The sequence below is a fragment of the Psychrobacter glacincola genome (assembly GCF_965118485.1).
Lineage (GTDB): Bacteria > Pseudomonadota > Gammaproteobacteria > Pseudomonadales > Moraxellaceae > Psychrobacter > Psychrobacter glacincola_D.
On sequence record NZ_CBCPJH010000045.1, the window covers coordinates 1 to 21206 of the forward strand.

The following is a 21206-nucleotide window of genomic DNA, read 5'->3' on the forward strand; positions in this document are numbered from 1 at the left end:
TTATTTCAAACCCTTCAAAACAACTCACCATCCTCAACCCCCTCTTCAAAATCAAATCCTAATTGCTGATTTTTCAGTTGGTGCATTTGCTCGATACGCTGTTTACGTCCTACGATTAACCTGAGTACATCACGACGCTCTTCATTAGTCATACTTAGCCATAGCTGACGTTCCGTACGACTGCGCAGGCAACCAAAGCAATAGCCTTTTTTATTGCTCGTGCAGACACCAATGCATGGATTGGTGATATCGAACAGTTCAAACTGCTGATTCATGGCGGCTCCATCGCGTTTGTAGTTATTCCTTTAACTGGCATCATCTTATTTTAAAACACTATTATGTCGTAAATAACGAATAATAGTGTGCCGCTTTATTGTTACTGTTTTTGGCGACGCAATGCTATGCTTAACTTTTATTATCGATATAAAGTCATCATAACAAAATTAATAAGTGAGATTGTACGTGAACATTATTTATATTCATGGATTGGATAGTGATGCCAACTCTACCAAAGGCATATTATTAGAAAGCTATTGCCAACAGTATGATGCTGATATTAATGTATATCGTCCTGACCTTAATAGCGCTCCTGAGCAAGTGTTTGAGCAGTTGGTAAAATTGGTAACCGAACTCAATAGAGAAGATAAAACCGTACTTATTGGTAGCTCGTTAGGTGGCTATTTTTCAACCTTGGTAAGCAATCATACAGGTTGTCCGGCTTTATTATTGAATCCTAGTACTCAGCCACATGTGACATTACAGCGCTTTGCTAATGAGTTGCTGTTAGAGAGTGATAGTGGTGAAGATGAAAGCGAATATAAAGTGCCAGAAAATCAAATTCTCCATACGACCGCTGGTGGTTGGGACATTACACTTGCGGATTTACAATGGTTTGCAGATCATCAATTGGTATCTATTAATTATCCGCATAAAATTGCGGCTTTACTCAAAGCGGGTGACGAATTGCTAAATGCTGAGCTATCAAAAGATTTTTATCAAGCGCATGGAGCTAATGTGACTTTGCAAGCGGGCGGTGATCATAGGTTTACTGATTTTGGTGAACAGCTACCGATGGTCATTAGTACGCTACAGCGTCTGTCATCAATTTAAAGAGACGACATTATCTGACGTGAGCAACTGACAATTAGCGTTACCGTCGTTATTTTTGGTTATAATGGTTCAATAGAATGAATGATCTGTAAATATTAAAGGAAGCATTTGTGAGTGAATATAATGCGCAATCGTTAGAAGTTTTAGAAGGACTTGAGCCAGTACGTCGTCGTCCTGGGATGTATACGGATACCACGCGCCCCAACCATTTGGCGCAAGAGGTCATTGATAACTCAGTAGATGAGGCGTTGGCTGGTTATGCTAAAACCATCAAAGTTCAGTTGTATAGTGATGGCTCGCTATCGGTCGAGGATGATGGGCGCGGTATGCCGACTGATATCCATCCTGAGTTTAAACAGTCAGGCATTGAGCTGATTTTAACCCGCTTACATGCAGGTGGTAAGTTTTCGACCTCTAATTATGAGGTTTCAGGTGGTCTGCATGGCGTTGGTATCTCTGTCGTTAATGCGCTATCCACCCACGTTGAAGTAACCGTATGGCGAGATAGTACACAGTTTGAAATGGCGTTTGAAAATGGTGCCCCAGTAACGGCATTGACTGAGACGGTAAGCTCTAATAAGCGCAAACGAGGTACTAAAGTACATTTCTGGGCGGATGGCAGCTTCTTTGATACGCCTAAATTTAATATTAAGCAGCTTAAACATAATTTAAAAGCCAAAGCGGTGCTAGCAGCTGGACTGACGATTGAGTTCGTTGACGATATCAATAATGAAAAAGTCGTTTGGCAGTTTACTGATGGCGTCGTTGAGTATTTAAGCGAGCAGCTAGATGGTCTTGAAACCTTACCGCCTGAGCCTTTTTATTATTATTACGATGCTAAGAAAGGCGAGCGTGCAGGTATTACTTTTGCATTATCTTGGTTGCCTGATGGTGGTACGCCCATTCAAGAAAGCTATGTCAACTTGATTCCGACGGCTCAAGGCGGTACACATGTTAATGGCTTACGTACTGGTATTTTAGAAGCCTTACGTGAGTTTTGTGATATTCATAACTTGTTGCCGCGTAGCGTCAAGCTGACTGCAGAAGACGTATGGGACGGGATTAATTATATCTTGTCGCTTAAGTTCTCTGAGCCGCAGTTTTCGGGTCAAACCAAAGAGCGATTATCCAGTCGTGAGGCTGCGGCTGCGGTACAAACGTTAGCAAAAGATGCCTTTAGCCTATGGTTAAATCAGCACGCGGATATGGGCGCGCAAATTGCCGAGCTAGCCATTAACAAAGCAGGACGCCGTCTAAAATCAGCTAAAAAAGTTGCGCGTAAAAAGATTACTCAAGGTCCAGCTTTACCAGGCAAGTTAGCAGATTGTCGTGGTGACCTACGTGATGGGGCAGAGCTATTCTTAGTGGAAGGTGATTCTGCCGGTGGTAGTGCCAAGCAAGCGCGCGACCGCCATTATCAAGCGATATTACCTTTGCGTGGTAAGATTCTAAATACGTGGGAGGTGTCATCAGATACAGTGCTATCGAGTCAAGAAATTCACGATATTGCGATTGCAATTGGTGTTGATCCAGCATCTGATGATTTGTCTGAGCTACGTTATGACAAGGTATGTATTTTGGCGGATGCTGACTCCGATGGTTTGCACATTGCCACGCTGATTTGCGCCCTATTTGTGAAGCATTTTCCCGCTTTGGTTGATGCCGGTCATTTATTTGTCGCAATGCCACCGCTATATCGCGTTGATGTGGCAAAAGATGTGCATTATGCTTTAGATGAAACGGAGCTTAAGCAAATTTTAGCCAATGTGCCAGGCAATAAAAAAGCACAAATTACACGCTTTAAAGGCTTGGGCGAGATGAGTGCAGAGCAGTTGCGAGAAACGACCATGAACCGTGATACGCGTCGTCTGGTGCAGCTAGATATGGATGATATGGTGTTGACCAATAGCGTGATGGATATGCTGCTGGCTAAAAAGCGTGCCTCTGACCGTAAGATCTGGCTAGAAGATAAAGGTAATTTGGCTGATATTTCATAGCTGTTACGAGGACGATTAAGTTTATTTCTAGTATCACTGATATTTATGATTGAGCAATCTTTCCCATCACAAAAGCATGCAAAATCTGGCTTAGTGATACAAGCTTAATGGTATTATATGAACATCTTTTATTATATGGTGCCGTCATGACATCAAAGTTTTTTAATCGTTCTAAAGCTAATAGTTCTAAGCCGAGCCGTTCTAAAATATTACCAAACCTGAGTAAAAAACAGCTGGGTAATTTGGTTCCTAAACGGGGTAACAAAATTGCGCCAGTTATTGCTTCCGCAGTGTTAAAAGCGACAGGTTGGCGTACCGTTGGTGAGATACCAAATATTCCACAGGCTGTGGTGCTGGCGCTTCCGCATACATCGAATGTTGATGGTGTTTATGCGATACCTAGTTTATTTGCGCTTGATTTAAAAATTAGCATCATGGGCAAGCACACCTTATTTAAAATACCAGGAGTCGCACAATTGATGCATTGGATAGGAGTTATTCCTATCGATCGCAGCAATAAAGGTTCAGTATTGCAAGCGAGTATCGATAAATTTAAAACTGGCAAGCCGTTGTTTTTGGGACTATCGCCAGAAGGTACGCGCGATTATACAGAAAAGTGGAAAACGGGTTTTTATTATTTAGCTATGGGCGCTGGCGTACCCATTTTGCCAGTTGCCTTAGATTATAATACCAAAGAAATACGTTTTATGTCTTTGGTTTATCCTACGGGAAATATGGAAGCGGATTTGCCGAAAATCTATGCCCAATATAAAGGCGTGATTCCAAGACATCCTGAGCGTTTATCGCAGCCGTTACAAGACGTCAATCAATCCACTGACTAATCTTTTAAAATATTCGTTAATCATGTTTATGAATAAAAATCCCTGATACATTAATATCAGGGATTTTTTATACTTACTGTTTTTAAATCTTTAAGCCTCTAACTAGAAAATTTAACGGTTAGAACTACTAACGCCGCCGTCTACAGGTAAACTGGTACCAGTAATCATTGCAGCATCATCGCTCGCTAAAAAAGTAATTGCAGCTGCGATATCGCTTGGCATTGCACAGCGTCCAAGTGGGCTACTGTCTAAAGATTCATTATCATCTGTTTGGATAGGATTTATGCTGTCATTATTAACGCTATTGATTTGAATGGCGACTGATGTATTCTCTTTCATTATATTTGGATTCACAGCATTGATACGCACGCCATCTTTACTATGATTTGAAGCCAACGTACGGGTTAAATCAGTGATACCTGAAGTGATAGCACCATAAGTCGCTGCACTTTGCTGGCTACTACATTCTGAAAATGAAGGCACATTAATGATATTACCTTTACTCTTGATTAAGTATGGCATAGCAGCCTGACTGACATATAAAGTTTCGTTTAGGTAGTCATCAATATCGTTCTGTCCCTGTTTAATCGACAGTCCAGTGCCTTTGCTTTGCGTTACCTGTGCTGCGTTATTCACCAATACATCGATTCTCTCAAATTTATCTATGACTCTCTTGAACATTTCTTGCACTTGGCTCTCAACACTAAGATCACAGGCAATGGTCAGAAAGTTGTCGGTATGAATCCATGTACGGTCGTGTGGGAACTCTTCGGTGATTTGTTTCAACCCATTAGCAGAGCGTCCAACCAATACAACATTGGCACCTTCAGTTGCAAAACGAATGGCAGTTGCGCGTCCAATTGCTGAACTTGCATCTGTTACGATGACTGTTTTTTCTTTAAAACGTTTCATGATATGCAGTCCTTGTTATCATCAGAGAGTTATTTTCTTAATACATTTTATGGTAGCGCACAGTATTCATTTATTAGTTAATCGATGTGCAAGTAATCAAGCTTTTATGTCATCATAACAAGCCACAGTATCGAAAGCGACCATGTATAACTACTCTTATGTGGTCTATTATTTATCAAATACTCGAGCAGTAGCAGCTGACTGTACACGCTGTTTGCCCATTGCACCATTGAATATCTATTTATTTTTAATAAAAAGGCTATAACTGTGTTCCAATCAATGACGTCGATATCTGATGGAAGCTATCTTATGAATGAGATGAGCTGTTACTTACGAGAGGATATGTTAGAGATAAACCTGCCGGATCTTGAAAGTAACTATCAAGCCCATTATTATGAGTATCAGCTGCTTAAGGGGCGGTTACAGCTATTAGAGGTGGTGCTATATTTACCAAATGACAGTCTATCAGCCGACATCAAAACAAGCTCTACTGCCGTCATCAACGCTATCGAAATATGGCGTAATACTCATCTGCCAAGTGAGATAGAGACTAATATAGCTAGCTCGTTAGCTGCGATGACTGTACTGCTGTTGGATATTCAATACGAAAGTAGTATTACTAATAAAAATACTATTAATAATAGTGCATCTCAAAATACGCCTGTACAGCGTATTGGCTATGACTTTGCAGACTGTGATTCAATAGAAAACATTATTCCTGAAAGCAATACCGATATTCAGCTCTTACAAATATTTGGCTGGCATGATTGGCATGCTAATTTAGAAGTGCTACAAACACCTTGCGAGCTATGGCGATTTTTAAACTATCGTTTAGAACAGATACAGAAAAGCATTAAACAAAGTTCATCAAATACCAAAATGCTGATGGCGTCTGAATTTTTAAGCAATGCAGATTTCTTTACACCTGCTATCACAATAGATAATGCGTTGATAAAATATGGTTTACAAAATGAGCCTAACTCCGCATTGATAGCGATGTCGCTTGCGCAAAAGACCAATAGCCCAACTCTGCAAATGTATCAGCAGCATATGCAGCAAGCTGCTGCTTTATGGTCACAACTGAGTATGCAGATGTTGGATATGGCATATAAAAAATCTGCTGATCTTAAGCAAAAAGAATGTTCGAATAAGTCAAATGAAGCGGATTTATCTCAGTGGGAGCAGCAAATAGTAGATGAATCCTTGTTTTCGCGTCATGAGCTGATTCGTACTTTATATAAACATCCAAAACAAAAACTGCATTTGCAAGAACAAGGCTATGTTGTCCACCAACATTCATACGAGAGTTTGGGACGGCATTATGTATTGATATTTTATGGACAGGATGCGAAAGGGCAACACAGCAAAGCAGCTATTCAACCAAATCTAGCAAAGATAGCATTAGATGTGGCAACGCGATTACCGATATCAGAGCTGCACCATGTGATTGTGCTGGGTATCAATTTTATTATAGAAAATGCAGATACCTTTATAGATATCGACTTATGGATTCAGCCTGTTCATCCTATGAGCCAACGCGAGCGTCAGCTTACTAAACATATTCATGAATTACAGAAAGAAAGGCAAAGTAAATATAATTAAGTTGTTAAAAAGCATAATAAAACTTGTGTAGAACTACTTATTTTAAGCAGTAAAAAAGACAGCCTAAGCTGTCTTTTTATTTATAGGACCCATCAATAAAGAGTAATTATCTTAAATTATTAGGACCATCAATATCGCTATCATCAGTTGAGATATGATTAATATCAACCGTAGAAGAATTCACATCACTGGTTGAGCTTAAGTTACTAGGCGTGATGGTATCAGTCTCTGTGCTTACGATAGGCGTGGTAGATGCGCGTGGTGCAACAGATGTCGTCGCTGCACTCGGCGTATTATCACGTACTGACGCAGCAACTTTATCTTGAGTTGACGAGTTTGGCGTCAAAGCAGATTTTGCTTTTGCTTCATCACGTTCTTTATCCATTTTGTCCTGCATTTTGCGTAAGAAACGTGCTGCTGCTTCTTGACCACCAAGACCAAATGACAGGGCAAATGCGACAGCAACCGCACCTAATGTTAGACCAAATGCTAGGTTAACAATAGAATCAGCAATACCCATCGCTTTTAGACCCATAGCAAGTACTAAGCCCATGATCAAAACGCGAACGATATTTGCTAGGAACTGTGAACCTTGCTCAGAGCGTTCGACCACACCAGCAATGATGTTGGCAAGCCAAAAACCAATAAATAGTATAATCGCGCCTAGGATGATATTCGCACCAAAAGCAATAAACATCGCAATGATAGCTGAGATAGGCTCAAAACCTAACAAGTCAGCAGCAGCGATAGAGGCAAATAGCATGGCAAACAATATAATCGCATAGCCAACTAAGTCAGAAACCCTTTTACTACCCATAGTCTGTTGTAGACCAACTTTAGCAGGCAACTGATTGATTTGTGTATTTTCAAGTAAACCTTTAATGATGTTCGCAACCATACGAACGACATAGAAAGTTACAACCAAGATAGCAATCGCCATAAAGATATTTGGCAATGCTTCCATGATTTTGTTAAGCATGTTCGTTGCAGGTTGAGCAATCACGTCAATCTTTAGCGCATTTAATGCTGCAATAATTGTTGGAATGATTACTACTAGAAACGCTAATGAACCTGCAATGTTCGGTAAACTGTTCTGTTCGCTTAGACCAGCTTTGGTCGCAAGTTTCTGTACATCAAAAGTAGAAACTAAATTGGTTACAATGCCGCGTACCACTTTAGCAATGATATACCCAACGACAAATACGACACCAGCAATTAAGATGTTAGGGATAAAGCTAAAGATTTTATCAACCATATTAGTCAATGGGGCAAATAAACCATCAAGCTCTAATTGACCTAATACCATGGTCAATACGACAAGCAGGATGAACCAATAAACCATATCAGCAATCGTGCTGCTCATAGGTTTTACACCGGCTTTTGCACTCAAACGCTCATCCATCGAGGTCTTTGCAAGTGCAGCATTGATAGCCGTACGTGCAACCGTAGCAATCACCCAGCCAACCACACCAACTGCAATCGCAGCAATAAGATTAGGGATAAAGATTAATACTTGGTTTACCATATTGGCAAACGGTGCTGAAATAGAATTTAGGCTTAACTGGCTCAACGCACCAGAAATAGCGATGACAAAAATAAACCAAAAGACTATCTTAGAGATAATACCTTCTAAGTCATAGCTTTTACCCGTTGAAGAACTCATACGTTGGTTAAGGTTGATTTTAGACAGCACACCGCGTACTAGAGCAGCAATGCCCAAGGCGACAAGCCAACCAATGATAAAAATGAAAATAGCGCCGATGATTGAGCCGATAGGGCCGCCTAGATAGCCGTTGAACGATGTAAACATTGGATTCATCCTGTCCTCCTTTAATGATCGTGTATCTGCTCAGCAAATATAGAACGCGCTAATCTAACCAAGCGTTTTATTTGCATCAAACACACACCTATTTATTAATATTTTTTATTAAAATTATTTAATTGCACATTTCTTATCTTAACCAACTTAGCTTAGCTGATGCCATAAGGGATTTAAAGATAGAAAGCTTAACGTCTTACTATAGTTGTGTGATAAGTTGTTATTTTTACGGCAAATATTAACATAGACTGTACATTTGACCGATAATTTCAAGTGAGTCATGGCAGGCAAAACCAAGATTTGCTATTATAAGAGAATGTGACATCTCGCCACTATTCTTACAATTTGAGAGCATTTTATGAAAAAAATCACGACCCTCAGTGTTACTGCCCTAGCAAGCGCTATGCTGTTAATGACTAGCTGTAGCACTAATAATGGTAATAAAGAAACGGCTGCAAAAGCTGTATCAGTCACTGAACAAAGTCCAGCCAATGAAAAAGTAGGTTATAGCTTGGGCTATATGATGGCAGAAGGAAACAAGGAAGCGGTTGGGGATTTGAACCTTGATACTTTTGAAAAAGGCTTCCGTGATGGCTATGAAGGTAAAGATTCATCATTGACTAAAGAGCAAATGGAAGCAGTATTGACGGCCTATCAAAAGGAACAAGAAGAGAAGTTTGCAAAAGATATGGAATCTAAAGCGGGTGACAATAAAGCTAAAGGCTCGGCATTCTTAGCAGAAAACGGCAAAAAAGCGGGCGTGAAAACCACTGCTTCTGGTCTACAATATAAGGTAGTGACCGCAGGTACAGGCAAGTCACCGAAAGCGACAGATGTAGTTGAAGTAAATTACGAAGGTAAATTGATTGACGGTACCGTATTTGACAGCTCATATGAGCGCGGTGAGCCAATTGAATTCCCACTGAATCAAGTAATCGCTGGCTGGACTGAAGGTCTACAATTGATGAAAGAGGGCGGTAAATACGAGTTTTACATCCCATCTGATATCGCTTATGGCGAAGCAGGTAACGCAGGTATCGAGCCTAACAGCACGCTTATCTTTACAGTTGAGCTATTAAAAGTAAAATAATGCTTTAAATGTTCTAATAGTATTAGAAAATAAAGCCATAAAAAAGCCCTCTTAATTTAAGAGGGCTTTTTGACGTTTATCAGTTATTCACTATCCGCTATTAGTTAAAGGTTCTTTTGGAAAACTTTAGAATTACGACCGTTATTATATGTTTCGCGGCGCGCTTCGGGTAAAGCATCTGCTTCAACTTCAGCAAAGCCTTGTTCTACAAACCAGTGCGCCGTACGAGTGGTCAGTACAAATAATTTGTGTAAACCATGACTGCGCGCTTGTTGCTCTAAAAATGCTAGCAAGTCAGCTCCGCGGCTGCCGCTACGGTATTCAGGATGTACAGCAACACAAGCGACTTCTGCTGAATTTGAATCTAGTGGATGAAGCGCTGCACAGCCAAGAATCATACCATCGCGCTCAATGACGCTATAGTTATCAATTTCTTGCTCTAAGCGCTCACGTGAGCGGCTGACCAAAATACCTTGCTCCTCTAGCGGCGTTAATAACTCAAGAAGACCCACCACATCATCGATATCTGCACGACGAATTTCTTCGTAGGGATCATGGCTTATCAAGGTGCCAGAACCATCACGGGTAAATAGCTCTTCAAGTAGCGCACCGTCTTTTGCGTATGAGATAATATGAGTGCGATGCACGCCTTGACGGCAAGCTGTACTTGCGCAACTCAAAAAGTAATTAATCTCACAGTTGAGGTTACGGTCACGTAAGAAGCGATCGACCTCGTTTGGAATCATCTCACGTAATAATCGATCATCGTGATTGATACCGGCTTCTTCGCCCAAGAAAATCAGCTTATCAGCACCTAATGCTACTGCTGCACTAAGAGCAACATCTTCAGCAAGTAAGTTAAATACTTCACCCGTTGCTGAATAGCCCATTGATCCTAAAATCACAATATGTTCGTGTAGTAAGTTGTTTTTAATCGCTTCAACATCGATAGAACGGACTTCACCAGTCATCTGATAATCGACGCCATCACGGATACCGTAAGGGCGCGCGGTCACAAAGTTGCCCGATATCGCATCAATGCGCGAGCCGTACATAGGTGAATTTGCCAACCCCATTGACAGCTGTGCTTCGATTTGCAGACGAATAGCACCAACGGCCTGTAAGATAGATGGCATCGCTGCACGCGGTGTCACGCGAATGTCTTGGTGCAAAGGAGATGTAATATTAGCATCTTTTAGGTTTTTTTCGATTTGCGGTCGCGCCCCATGCACTAATACCAGCTTGATACCCAAGCTATGCAGTAGCGCAAAATCATGAATCAGCGTACTAAAATTTGGATGATTGACCGCCTCGCCACCAAACATAATCACGAACGTTTTGCCGCGATGGGTGTTGATATAAGGAGCAGAGTTACGGAACCAATGGACGTATTCAGGCTTAATCTGGGGCATGGCGCTAGTAGTCATAATGGCAGCAATAGTCGTTATAATAAGAAAAAGGGGATGACAGAAAATGCCTGTCGCTAAAGGATCGTCAAAGATTTACCATAGCAAAAAACACCGTTATGAGCTATCTTTTATTTCACTAGCATTAATGAGGCTTTATAGCTGCTTAACGGTATACATAACCGCAACACGGGGTTAATGTACGCATAAATGCTTTTTGTTATGCTAAGCGCTATTGCTTTACTGATGGCTTACGCAGATAATTGATAAAAATAATAACGTTTAGAAAACTCATCTTATTAAATATGATACCTTTTGACAGTAATACGTGCTTCAAGAGTCGTATTCGCTAAATAATATGTAATAAGATGAGTTTTGTCAGCTTCATTTTTACCAGCTTTGTTTTATCGTCATACGGTTTTATAGATACATTAACTAGGGATAATAAATGTCATGAAGAAAAGTAACCATTTTGCTAATCCATTCAGTGTATGGAGCGGGCACCGCTTATTTCATGTGGTTGCCGGTACGCTCGTTGGCGTAATGGCAGTCACCCAAGCCTCAGCGATGTTGCCGACGCCAGAACAAGCGGTTGATAGTTCAGTTGTGCAGTCAAATAGCAATCAAGCCAATCGCTCAAATGCGCAAGCGGTCAATAGCAAAATCACAGCATCATTGATTAGTGTTGATGCAAATGGTCAGGAAATATTGGTGCCTGTAACGGCAAATACACGTTTGCAGTCAGGTAATGTCCTAGAGTATCAAGGTTTTTTTACCAATACTAATGCCGATCGCGTTCGCAAAATGACGGTTACGATGAGTATCCCTGAGCAAGTTGAATTATTACGTGCCGTCTCTCCTGACTTCCCGTATGGTAGTGCCGATGGCAATACTTTTGCCCGTATGCCGCTACGTGGAAAAGTTGATAATCAGCTACAAGAAATCCCATTGAAATTTTATAAAGCGGTTCGTTGGGATTTGGAAGGTGTGGGGCTAAATGATACCGTCGCGGTTAAGTACCGCGCCCGTGTTAAATAAAGCCAGTTTTTAGAGAAATAGTTTTGAAATAATAGTTTCTAACTACTGAAAAACAAAAAGCACGACAGTTTCGACTGTAGTGCTTTTTTATTAGATATAGCCCTTTAAGCTCTGAGTATTTTAGGGCATAGCTATCTTAGGATAAGGGTAATATCAAAGAGTGGCGTATTTACTGCTAGATTTCTCTTTGATTAATTGCTGAATGGCATTGATTTGGGCAGTTGTGGCTTGCACGCCAGCCGTGATAAGTGCGCTGCGCTGGCTGGTATCTAATGAGCTGATATGACCGACGTTGGGTAGAATGACGATATCAGCGCGATCACGCTCATGACGCATGGATAAAGCGCTATGCTTCATCGATGGCGCATTAAAGTTATAGGCTACATTAGTGATGACATTGTTTTCAAGTAATCCCCAAAAGCTGGTTAATGAATTTATAGTTGGTTTTTTATTGCTCGTCGAAGTATTCGGGATAGCAGCAGTTACATCAACAGCGATGATAATATCAGCACCTAGGTCACGGGCGCTATCTACAGGTACTAAGCTAACCACACCACCATCAATATATTTTTTACCGACTTTTTCAGGAATACGCGGCGCAATAAAAACATTGGGCACACTACAAGATGCTTGTACAGCAAGCCCAGCATCGCCCGTGGTAAACACAGCTTTTTTCAGCGTATTTTTTTCAGCAGTAACTGCCGCAAATGAGATGGGAAAATCTTCTATCGCTCGTTTTCCTACTTTAGCATTGATAAAGTTTTTAAGTTTAATGCCTTCAATAAATCCTTGGTTCGATAAGGTAAAGTCCGTCAATTCACTATCAGTGGTTGTCAGTGCTAGGCGCTCAAGCTCTTTTGCCGTATAGCCGCTTGCGTATAAGCTACCGACCAAACTACCAACACTGGTACCAACGACCAACGTTGGGGTAATGCCGTTTTCCTCTAGTGCTTTAATGACGCCTACATGCGCGAAACCTTTAGCACCGCCGCCGCCTAATACTAACGCTACCGTGGGTTTATTAGTCACTAATGGCTCAGAATTTGATACTGGCTTCAGACTATTACAAGCGCTCATCAATATCCCAAAGGCGATAAGTAGACTCAGACGTGCTACTGTTAAATGAGGCAAGCATTGATACGGGAGCGCAGGAGTAGACATAAAAATTACCTTAAATAATCGCTATCATTTAGTAAAGAAGACATCATTGATGGCGATGAGATAAATCGCTTAGTTATCTTTAACGCTTTACGCAGCAGTATTACTAAATAGCTCATTATAAGCAATGACATTGTCAGCTATAATCGTAAGGGCTTAGTATTTTATAAGAGTTCTTATAAAATGGTACAGCTTGTAAGACCATGCCGCTCAGTCTATAAAACTTTACCTTAATTCTGTTAGGATTTTCGATGCGCACATTGCTTAGCTCTACTTCAACTCAGTTACCAGATTCTGTATTGGACAGTGCAGCGAAAAATGCCAGCTCTAATATGGCTGCCTCGGTACTTGATTTACCAGTGACAGCGCTGACTGGTGTGGGTCCAAAAGTAGCGGAGCAGTTGACGCAATTGGGTATTACTCGTATTTTTGATTTGTTGCTGCATCTACCACGTGATTATGAAGACCGCAGCCGATTGGTGTCGATAGGCGAAATTGCGCACGGTCAAGCGGCTTTAATTACGGGTCGCGTAGTACATGTCGATACCAATCGTAGTGGCATGTCAGTGATTGTCAATGATGATACTGGTACGATATCGTTACGTTTTTTCAAGGTTTACCAAGGTCTTGCACAAACGATGAGTGTCGGTACACATCTGCAGCTGTTCGGTGAAGTCAAAGTTAGCCGTTATGGCAAGCAGATACATCATCCGGAATATCAGATTATCAGTAGTAATGAAGCAATCGTAAATACGGGTTTGCAGCCCATTTATCCTAGTGTAAAAGGTCTACATCAAAACAAGCTGCGCACCTTAATCAAGCTTGCGCTGCAAACAGTTCGCAGTCAGGGCTTACCGATGACCTTATTTACGCCTGAAGATTTTTCAGTGGTGGCAGATTTGCCATTAGCGCCTTTTGAGCCTGCTAAATTAGCAACTGTAGAAACTGATTTTCCAGACGATATATTTTCAACACTCGCACGTAGTGTGCCGGACAACAGTTTTGGCAACACCAATGTTAGCAATAATAATAGCGTCAATAGAGGGGGAAGCTCTCTTTATCAAAGTCAAAATAATACCAATTTAGACGCTGTAAATAGGGCTAGTAATAACGTCTACAATTTAACGATATTTGAAGCGTTAGTGTTACTGCATACGCCGCCCACTTATACCGATGCTGGTCGACAATATCAGCTGCTGACACAATTAAGTGCTCGTACTCATGCTGCCTGTCAGCGTCTTATCATTGAAGAATTGACTGCGCATCAGCTCAGTTTATTGTATCGCCGTCAGCAATTACACCAATATAAAGCACCAAAATGTGGCGTCCAAAGTCCATTGTCGGATAAGTTGTTTGGTGCGTTGCCATTTGACTTAACCGGCGCGCAAAAAAGGGTGATGAAAGATATTACTGCTGATATGGCAACCTCCATTCCGATGCTGAGGTTGGTACAAGGAGATGTCGGTGCTGGTAAAACATTGGTTGCAGCAGGTGCAGCGGGTTATGCATTAGATAGTGGCTGGCAAGTGGCGGTGATGGCGCCAACAGAAATCCTAGCAGAGCAGCATTTGGTTAATTTCAAAAACTGGTTTGAGCCTTTAGGGGTTGGTGTTGGCTGGCTTGCTGGTAAACAAACCGCAAAGCAGCGCCGCGAAGCGCTAGAGGCGGTGAGCGAGAATACCGTACAAATCGTTATTGGAACGCATGCCTTATTCCAAGAGCAGGTGAAATTTGCTAAATTGGGTTTAGTCATTATCGATGAGCAGCACCGTTTTGGCGTTGAGCAGCGTATGGCGCTGACCAATAAAGGGGTAGCAAATAGCACCCCGCATCAGCTTATTATGACGGCAACACCCATCCCACGTACGCTAGCGATGAGTGTTTATGGTGATATGGACACCTCAATTATTGATGAATTGCCACCAGGACGTACGCCTATTACGACGGTGACGATTGACCGTAACCGCCGCGATGAAGTGATTGAGCGCATTGCCGTTAATTGTGAAGCGGGCAGGCAAGCGTATTGGGTTTGCTCATTGGTAGAAGAGTCCAGTGTGCTCGATGCGCAAGCGGCTGAATCCACTTATGAAGATTTAAATGAGCGCTTAGATATTCGTATTGGCTTGGTACATGGCAAAATGAAATCCGCTGATAAGCAAGCCATCATGCAAGAGTTTAAAGCTGGCAATCTTGATTTATTGATTGCTACAACGGTTATTGAAGTCGGCGTTGATGTACCCAACGCCTCACTGATGGTCATCGAAAATGCAGAGCGCTTGGGTTTATCGCAATTACACCAATTACGTGGACGTGTTGGGCGAGGCTCAACCAAAAGTTACTGCGTGCTTCTATATCAAAAGCCTTTGTCAGAAACGGGTACTGAGCGCTTAAATGTATTACGTGATAGCACCGATGGTTTTGTCATTGCGCAAAAAGACTTGGAGCTGCGTGGTCCTGGTGAGCTTCTTGGCAAGCGACAAACGGGTAATGTCGGCTATTACTTGGCAGATCTGATTCGCGATGAGCAGTTATTTGCTATTGCGCAACGCATAGCAAAGCATTTGATCGCAAATCCTACGCGTAAAGCTGATGTCAGTCAACTGATTCATCGCTGGATGCCTGAAGCAAGTCGATATACCAATGCCTAAAAAATCATAATTTTGAAATTCCTTATAAAGTAAAAAACACTTTTAAAACACTATATTTATAAATTAAATGACTACTTGATATATACTATCTTCACTGAAATTAATGACTATTGTCGATAATAAATATTATGTTATAAACGATTTATTAAGCTTTTTATAATGACTTGTGACTATTACACCTTTTATTATTGCCGATTCTTAGTATCCATATCCATTTTATGTCTGCTGTATTTATAGAGAGTTATCATGAGCGATTTTGAAGATAACAAGCTGCCAGTTGAATCTGAGCTACCACCATACCGCCAATCTACGACGCTGACGAACAAGCCAGCGTCAAAGTTTCCTTTATGGATCTTGCCAGTATTGGCAATCGTGCTGGTTATTGGCGTGTTGGTTGGCAAATATTGGAGCAATGATAAGACAGAGTCGGCTGAGGTTGCAGCCCCATCTAATACACAAAGCGGTGTCGCAGATAAAGGTGCGGTGGTGAGTACTGAACAAGCCGTACTTTCGGTAGAAACAATGGTGCCAAGCCAAGACAGTATCGGTAATACGCTAAGCGCTGATGGCACGATTGCTGCGAAAGATATCGCCAATGTCAGTGCCAGAGTCAATGGGGTGGCGATTGAACGTATATTGGTGGAAGAAGGTCAGCGTGTCAAAGCGGGTCAAATATTAGCGGTGTTTGATACTGATGCGATGGAGCAGCAAGTGCTGCAAGCTGAGGCAGATGTTGCAGAAGCAGAAGCGACGCTTGCCAATGCTACCGCCGATGCTGCACGTGTCCTGCCGCTCATTGATATAGATGCTATTAGCAAGCAAGAAGCCGATCGTTATCGCACTGCTAAATTACAAGCACAGGCAGCATTGCAAGCATCTAGAGCTCGCCTGAGTACGCAGCGATTGACCGTTTCTAATGCCAACGTGGTTGCGCCTGTTAGCGGTATCCTCAGTGAAAAAATGGCAGAAGTGGGTATGGTTGCCGGTGGAGAGCCATTGTTTACCATTATTAAGGGCGGAATTTTGGAATGGCGCGCCGATATTGATCCCAAGCTTCTTGGTGAGGTTAATGTTGGCACACCGGTAAAAGTGAGCCTACCGGGTGGCGACTCTGTCATGGGGCAGGTCAGCCGTATTGCTCCAACTGCGGATAATAATCGCCAAATTACTATCTATGCCAGTCTCGCTGCTAACGCAAAAGTGCGGGCAGGGATGTATCAAACCGGAGAGTTTTTACTGGGTAATAGCAATGCTCAAACCGTACCCAATAGTGCAATCGTCAGTAATGATGGCTATGACTACGTAATGCTGGTCAGCAATATTGTTACTAAAGACGGTCAAAATATAGGTCGTATCAAGCAACAGCGCGTGACCTTGGGCGAGCGCTTTGGGGATAGTGTGGCGCTGACAGAGCCGCTGCCTGCTGATAGCCAAGTTGTGAAGCAAGGCGGTAGTTTTTTAAATGATGGTGACTTGGTACGTATTATTGATGGGCTAAATAAAGCAGGCAGTCAAACGAACAAGCAAGCTGATAAACAATCTACTGCCGCGCAGGCACGCTCATGAGTTTAAATGTCTCCGCTTATTCGATTAGAAACCCCTTAGTTGCTATCTTGCTGTTTGTGCTGCTGACCTTGGGCGGTATCTATGGTTTTATGAAGATGAAGGTACAACAGTTCCCTGATATCGACTTGCCAGCGGTAGTTGTCACGGTTACTTTGCCGGGTGCTGCGCCCTCTCAGCTTGAAAACGATATCGCAAAAAAGGTAGAAAATAAGCTCACCAGTATTGAAGGTGTCAAACATATTCGCACCACGCTACAGACAGGTGCGGCGACTATGGTCACCGAGTTCGTCTTAGAAAAAGACATCCAAGAAGCGGTCGACGATGTACGTTCGGCAGTGGGTGAGGTACGTGGCGATTTGCCCGCAGCAGCCAATGATCCCATTATTACCAAAGTCTCAACGTCAGGATTTCCAGTTGTTACCTATTCGGTCGCGTCTGAAAACATGAATGTCGAAGACTTATCTTGGTTCGTTGATGATACCGTTACTAAGCGTCTTTCCGACATACCAGGTGTCAGTACCGTTAGCCGTATCGGCGGGCTACAGCGTGAGATTACCGTTGCTGCTGATCCTATTACCTTGAGTGGTCTGAAGCTTTCTATCACTCAATTGTCCAATCAAATTACCGGTATTCAGCAAGACAGCTCCGGCGGTGAAGCGGAAGTGGGTAAAACCACGCAGACTATTCGTGTTCTTGGGGCTGTTGAGCGTGCAAGCGAGCTTAATAATTTACAAATAGCTGTCCCAACAGGTGGTACGCAAGCGCTTGGACGTATGGCAGACATTACCGATGGCGCCGCTGACCCTAGCTCTATTGCCAAGCTTGACGGACAAACGGTGGTCGCATTTAATATTACCCGCTCGCGTGGCGCTAGTGAAGTTGAGGTAATGAAGCTAGTCGATGCCGAGCTTGCCAAACTGTCAGCAGATATAGGCAATATTAATATCGAAAAAGTCTATGATCGAGCCACTCCTATTGCAGAAGATTATCAAGCATCCTTACGCATGCTGATAGAAGGCGGTATTTTAGCCGTTATTGTGGTTTTCCTATTTTTACGTAATTTGCGCGCGACTTTTGTGGCTGCAGTAGCGTTACCGCTATCCGTTATCCCGACATTTTTGGGCATGTACTTATTTGGTTTTAGTCTTAATATTATTTCTCTTTTAGCACTATCATTGGTCATTGGGGTGTTGGTCGATGATGCAATTGTAGAAGTCGAAAATATCATACGCCATCTGCGTATGGGTAAGACGCCCTATGAAGCGGCGATGGAAGCCGCGGATGAGATTGGCTTGGCAGTAGTAGCTACTACCTTTACCTTAATTGCGGTATTTTTACCGACTGCTTTTATGGGTGGTATTGTTGGACAGTTCTTTCGACAATTTGGTTGGACGGCGGCATTATCGATATTTGCCTCATTAATGGTGGCGCGTCTTATCACACCGATGATGGCAGCGTATATACTACGACCAGAAAAACAGCATGTCGAAAAACAAAGTGCGCTGATGGATTGGTATCTTAAGGTTGTATCATGGACGCTGCATCATCGCTGGATTACGATAGTTGCGACCCTAGTTCTATTTGTAGCGTCATTGGCATTGGTGAAATTACTACCAACCTCTTTTATTCCTGATAACGATATTGATCAGACGCGGGTAGAGATTGAGCTGACGCCTGACGTTGCATTAGAAGATACTGAACGCGTAGCGGCGCTGGCAAGTGAGCGTATTTTAGCGATGCCTGAAGTCGCTCATATCTTTACGTCAGTAGGTGAGGCTCAAGAATCGATGGGTCCTAGTGCTGGCTCAGGCAGTGGCAAAAGTGAAAATATTGCGGGCTTAGATGTGGTGCTTACTCCGAGAGCAGAACGTGGCTCTAAGCAAGAGATCGAGCGTAAAATCAGTAGTATATTGTCAGAAGTGCCGGGCGCTCGTTTTACCGTTGGTTTATCAAGTGGCGGCGAGACAGGTTATAATTTTTCTTTAACCAGTACCGATCCCAAATTGCTTGAGCAAACTGTACAGCAGATGATGTCAGAGATTCGTCTGTTACCGACAGCAGGTTCTGTGACCAGTGACCGCAGTTTACCGCGCCAAGAATTGACCGTCACGCCAGACCGATTAGCAATGGCGGATAAAGGCGTAACCACGCAAGATATTGCTACGACCTTGCGTGTGGCAACCGTCGGCGACTATGAGCAGCGTTTATCTAAGCTGAATCTAGATACGCGGCAGATACCTATTGTCGTACGCTTGCCGGATATCGCTAAGCAAAATGTCAGTCAACTAGAAGGTCTCTATGTACCGAGCGCGTTACCAGCAGGACAAGGCGTGCGTGTCGGTGAAGTGGCAACGCTTGATTTTGGTACTGGACCTGCGCAAATCAGCCGCCTTGACCGTGAGCGTGCTATTAGTATTACTGTGCAGCCTGCTAATGGCGAGCTTGGTGATTTAGTACAAGCAGTTAAAAATATACCCAGTATGCAAACATTACCTGCTTCTATTACCATTATTGACCAAGGGCAAGCAGAAAACATGGCTGAGCTATTTAGTGGCTTTGTGATTGCGATGTCGGTCGGTGTGGTCTGTATTTTAGGTGTGCTTATTTTGTTATTTGGGCGTATTTTGCAGCCCTTTACTATTTTGATGGCGCTGCCACTATCTATAGGTGGTGCTTTTGTCGGCTTGGTGATTACCAATAGTAGTCTGTCGATGCCATCGATGATTGGTTTTATTATGCTGATGGGTATTGCTACTAAGAACTCTATTCTTTTGGTCGATTATGCGTTAATAGCCCAGCGCCGCGGTCTAGCACGTTTTGATGCCATTATTGATTCGTGCCGTAAGCGTGCGCGTCCTATTATTATGACTACCATTGCGATGGGTGCGGGCATGTTGCCATTGGTATTTGGTTGGGGTGATGCTGATCCTACTTTCCGTCGTCCGATGGCGGCAGCAGTATTGGGTGGTTTGGTCACCTCAACCTTATTAAGCCTAGTGGTCATTCCGGTGGTTTATACCTTGATGGATGACTTATCAGGATGGTTTAGCAAATGGTTAATACCGCATGGAAAAGAGAGCTCAACCGCTGATAAATAAGTGTCGCTAGATACTTTTTTCTGTTATAACAGTAAGGTACGAATAACAAAAGCTAAGCTTAATGATTAAGCTTGGCTTTATCAGCGTTATATAGATATGATTAACAGATAAAAAGCATGACTGTCACAAAGGATGTGATTGATAGGTTGGTTATCACAACAAAGGAATGTCAGCATGCACCCATCTTTATTTTCAAAAGATAGATTTCTCTATCAAAATGCTATTGTCGATTGGCTGATAATCAACATAAGTGTCATTGACAGTTATAGTTATGAGCCGAAATATAATACCACCCCTTCTTGTAGCAACACTCACTTTATCGTTGGTTCTGTCAATCACGCTATTCATAATGAAAGTTTTTATAATGATATAGATCAGCTAGGTTGTGACTCAACTACCAAAATCAACATTATCTCGTCCTTTCTTCCTCTAAATATCTTAAATGTACTTGATTCAGTCCTTAGTATGGTTCTCAGAAGCTATAGATTTTTTAATACTGAAAGCTCCCATTAGTATGATCTGATTTTAAAAAGCAATATTTAACACCTAATGTAATATTTAAAGCTTAATAAAGGCTGCTCAGATTTTATAAACTAGATGATTTGCTGAGATTAAAGAGTAAACCAATAACTTTAAATACTGCCGCATTCAATCATTACATTACTAATATCGTCAAAATATTGGTTTATTGAGGTTACGTCGGAACCACTATTAACCGGCTGAAGTGGAATACTAATGAGCAGTTTTTTTATGCATGATAGAAAAATTCTTCTGGCAACTTAGAATAGTTAATTAACATTTATTATAATTATTTACTGTTACTAAGTGTGGTTATCATCAATTGCCTAGACCTAGTTTCTAGTAGAAAAACAATGTTTATTCTTTTATAGAATAATAATATTCGTTTTTTTGCAAATTAT

Annotated in this window: 14 protein-coding genes; 9 read left to right on the plus strand and 5 right to left on the minus strand. The window is 42.1% G+C overall.

Annotated elements, in window-relative coordinates:
• Positions 1–14 precede the first annotated feature (14 nt).
• On the minus strand, positions 15–275 hold the full coding sequence (locus ACMHKH_RS13135; protein WP_413521092.1) for a DUF1289 domain-containing protein: 261 nt from the start codon (positions 273–275) through the stop codon (positions 15–17).
• A gap of 187 nt (positions 276–462) precedes the next feature.
• Here ACMHKH_RS13135 and ACMHKH_RS13140 point away from each other — a divergent pair, with 187 nt between their 5' ends.
• The 3 genes from ACMHKH_RS13140 (at position 463) to ACMHKH_RS13150 (ending at position 3949) form a co-directional block, all read left to right on the plus strand.
• The gene (locus ACMHKH_RS13140; protein WP_413521093.1) at positions 463–1110 is read left to right on the plus strand and encodes a YqiA/YcfP family alpha/beta fold hydrolase; all 648 of its coding nucleotides are present in this window, start codon (positions 463–465) and stop codon (positions 1108–1110) included.
• Positions 1111–1220: 110 nt separating this feature from the next.
• A complete protein-coding gene (parE, locus tag ACMHKH_RS13145) occupies positions 1221–3107 on the plus strand; it encodes a DNA topoisomerase IV subunit B (RefSeq protein ID WP_413521094.1) in 1887 nt (628 codons plus the stop codon).
• Between the two features lie 146 nt (positions 3108–3253).
• A complete protein-coding gene (locus tag ACMHKH_RS13150) occupies positions 3254–3949 on the plus strand; it encodes a lysophospholipid acyltransferase family protein (RefSeq protein ID WP_413521095.1) in 696 nt (231 codons plus the stop codon).
• A gap of 111 nt (positions 3950–4060) precedes the next feature.
• Here ACMHKH_RS13150 and ACMHKH_RS13155 read toward each other — a convergent pair whose 3' ends face one another.
• Positions 4061–4861, minus strand: a complete 801-nt coding sequence (locus ACMHKH_RS13155; protein WP_413521096.1) for an SDR family NAD(P)-dependent oxidoreductase — start codon at positions 4859–4861, stop codon at positions 4061–4063.
• Positions 4862–5170: 309 nt separating this feature from the next.
• On the opposite strand from ACMHKH_RS13155, the gene ACMHKH_RS13160 reads away from it, so the two are divergent.
• Complete coding sequence (locus ACMHKH_RS13160; protein WP_413521097.1) at positions 5171–6463, plus strand: hypothetical protein; 1293 nt, start codon at positions 5171–5173, stop codon at positions 6461–6463.
• A 106-nt stretch (positions 6464–6569) separates the two neighbouring features.
• On the opposite strand, the gene ACMHKH_RS13165 is transcribed toward ACMHKH_RS13160, so the two are convergent.
• On the minus strand, positions 6570–8282 hold the full coding sequence (locus ACMHKH_RS13165) for a mechanosensitive ion channel (RefSeq protein WP_413521098.1): 1713 nt from the start codon (positions 8280–8282) through the stop codon (positions 6570–6572).
• 358 nt (positions 8283–8640) lie between these two features.
• Between ACMHKH_RS13165 and ACMHKH_RS13170 the strand changes: the two genes are divergently transcribed.
• A complete protein-coding gene (locus tag ACMHKH_RS13170; protein ID WP_413521099.1) occupies positions 8641–9372 on the plus strand; it encodes an FKBP-type peptidyl-prolyl cis-trans isomerase in 732 nt (243 codons plus the stop codon).
• 104 nt (positions 9373–9476) lie between these two features.
• Here the strand turns inward: ACMHKH_RS13170 and argA are convergent, their stop codons facing one another.
• Positions 9477–10799, minus strand: a complete 1323-nt coding sequence (gene argA, locus ACMHKH_RS13175) for an amino-acid N-acetyltransferase (RefSeq protein ID WP_413521100.1) — start codon at positions 10797–10799, stop codon at positions 9477–9479.
• A 432-nt stretch (positions 10800–11231) separates the two neighbouring features.
• Here argA and ACMHKH_RS13180 point away from each other — a divergent pair, with 432 nt between their 5' ends.
• Positions 11232–11816, plus strand: a complete 585-nt coding sequence (locus ACMHKH_RS13180; RefSeq protein WP_413521101.1) for a hypothetical protein — start codon at positions 11232–11234, stop codon at positions 11814–11816.
• 153 nt (positions 11817–11969) lie between these two features.
• On the opposite strand, the gene ACMHKH_RS13185 is transcribed toward ACMHKH_RS13180, so the two are convergent.
• Positions 11970–12977: a patatin-like phospholipase family protein gene (locus ACMHKH_RS13185; RefSeq protein WP_413521102.1), complete on the minus strand. Its 1008-nt coding sequence runs from the start codon at positions 12975–12977 to the stop codon at positions 11970–11972.
• Positions 12978–13306: 329 nt separating this feature from the next.
• On the opposite strand from ACMHKH_RS13185, the gene recG reads away from it, so the two are divergent.
• The 3 genes from recG (at position 13307) to ACMHKH_RS13200 (ending at position 20286) form a co-directional block, all read left to right on the plus strand.
• On the plus strand, positions 13307–15622 hold the full coding sequence (gene recG / locus ACMHKH_RS13190) for an ATP-dependent DNA helicase RecG (protein WP_413521105.1): 2316 nt from the start codon (positions 13307–13309) through the stop codon (positions 15620–15622).
• Between the two features lie 246 nt (positions 15623–15868).
• Positions 15869–17188, plus strand: a complete 1320-nt coding sequence (locus ACMHKH_RS13195; RefSeq protein WP_413521103.1) for an efflux RND transporter periplasmic adaptor subunit — start codon at positions 15869–15871, stop codon at positions 17186–17188.
• On the plus strand, positions 17185–20286 hold the full coding sequence (locus ACMHKH_RS13200) for an efflux RND transporter permease subunit (RefSeq protein ID WP_413521104.1): 3102 nt from the start codon (positions 17185–17187) through the stop codon (positions 20284–20286). Before ACMHKH_RS13195 ends, ACMHKH_RS13200 begins: the two co-directional genes overlap by 4 nt.
• Positions 20287–21206 lie beyond the last annotated feature (920 nt).

What these genes read in the sequence shown, in the direction of transcription:
- ACMHKH_RS13165 (WP_413521098.1), bottom strand. Translation starts at nt 8,282, where the DNA reads ATGAATCCAATGTTTACATCGTTCAACGGCTATCTAGGCGGCCCTATC.
- ACMHKH_RS13160 (WP_413521097.1), top strand. Translation starts at nt 5,171, where the DNA reads ATGAATGAGATGAGCTGTTACTTACGAGAGGATATGTTAGAGATAAAC.
- ACMHKH_RS13135 (WP_413521092.1), bottom strand. Translation starts at nt 275, where the DNA reads ATGAATCAGCAGTTTGAACTGTTCGATATCACCAATCCATGCATTGGT.
- ACMHKH_RS13185 (WP_413521102.1), bottom strand. Translation starts at nt 12,977, where the DNA reads ATGTCTACTCCTGCGCTCCCGTATCAATGCTTGCCTCATTTAACAGTA.
- argA (WP_413521100.1), bottom strand. Translation starts at nt 10,799, where the DNA reads ATGACTACTAGCGCCATGCCCCAGATTAAGCCTGAATACGTCCATTGG.
- recG (WP_413521105.1), top strand. Translation starts at nt 13,307, where the DNA reads ATGGCTGCCTCGGTACTTGATTTACCAGTGACAGCGCTGACTGGTGTG.
- ACMHKH_RS13200 (WP_413521104.1), top strand. Translation starts at nt 17,185, where the DNA reads ATGAGTTTAAATGTCTCCGCTTATTCGATTAGAAACCCCTTAGTTGCT.
- ACMHKH_RS13150 (WP_413521095.1), top strand. Translation starts at nt 3,254, where the DNA reads ATGACATCAAAGTTTTTTAATCGTTCTAAAGCTAATAGTTCTAAGCCG.
- ACMHKH_RS13155 (WP_413521096.1), bottom strand. Translation starts at nt 4,861, where the DNA reads ATGAAACGTTTTAAAGAAAAAACAGTCATCGTAACAGATGCAAGTTCA.
- ACMHKH_RS13195 (WP_413521103.1), top strand. Translation starts at nt 15,869, where the DNA reads ATGAGCGATTTTGAAGATAACAAGCTGCCAGTTGAATCTGAGCTACCA.
- ACMHKH_RS13180 (WP_413521101.1), top strand. Translation starts at nt 11,232, where the DNA reads ATGAAGAAAAGTAACCATTTTGCTAATCCATTCAGTGTATGGAGCGGG.
- ACMHKH_RS13170 (WP_413521099.1), top strand. Translation starts at nt 8,641, where the DNA reads ATGAAAAAAATCACGACCCTCAGTGTTACTGCCCTAGCAAGCGCTATG.